General features: G+C 58.2%; 1 pseudogene. It reads right to left on the minus strand.

The window, feature by feature from the left end:
• Positions 1–725: 725 nt before the first annotated feature.
• Positions 726–849: pseudogene (locus tag MKL11_RS31885) on the minus strand (IS630 family transposase); the annotation flags it as partial.

The raw sequence follows: 849 nt of genomic DNA on the forward strand, positions 1-849 counted from the left end.
AGAGAGCGCCCTGCATGCGCTGACATGCGGAAAGCGCCACTTCTCAAATCGATAGCGTGCCGTCGTTGGCGGCGCAAAAGGCGGACTACATCATCACGCAGCTTTTGCAGTTTCGAGAAAAGCAGCGGATCACTCCACCGATGAAAGACATGGCGGCTGACCTTTCCGATGACGACCTACGTTCTTAGCATGACAGTTGCATTCTCGACGAGGGTCTGACTATGTGCTTCACCATGATTGGCGCATCATGGACATCGGGGACCGCGATCGAGGCGAGGCTGGAGTTGGGGGCCTCGTCGCTGCGGGAGGTGAAGGGGCGCACAACTCCAGCGTCGCCTCGATCGAGGTCCCCGATGTCCATGATGCGCGAATCATGGTGACGCAGAGAGTCAGAACCTCGTCGAAAATGCAACTGTAATGCTAGGAACGTAGGTCGTCATCGGAAAGGTCCGCCGCCATGTCTTTCATCGGTGGAGCGATCCGCTGCTTTTCTCGAAACTGGAAAAGCTGCGTGATGATGTAGTCCGCCTTTTGCGCCCCCAACGACGGCACGCTATCGATTTGAGAAGTGCCGCTCTCCCCATGTCAGCCAAGGCAGGGCGCGATCTTCTCCTGCATTGGCTCAGCAGCCAACGCCGCCCCCGTGAAGACGATGGCGCCGGCAACTATCGCGATCCTTCGAACCTGCCGGATCACTGACCGTAGCTGATACCGATCCTCATTGATCAGAACCCATGAGCCCAGGCGCGCAGTCCGATGGAGATGATGCGCCAGGGTTGGTCGATGAGGGTGTTCCAGGCGTGGCAGCAGTGGTCGAGGATGTCGGCGTAGGATTTGAAGACGCGGTTG

Source organism: Methylobacterium sp. J-077 (assembly GCF_022829365.1).
Taxonomy (GTDB): Bacteria; Pseudomonadota; Alphaproteobacteria; order Rhizobiales; family Beijerinckiaceae; genus Methylobacterium.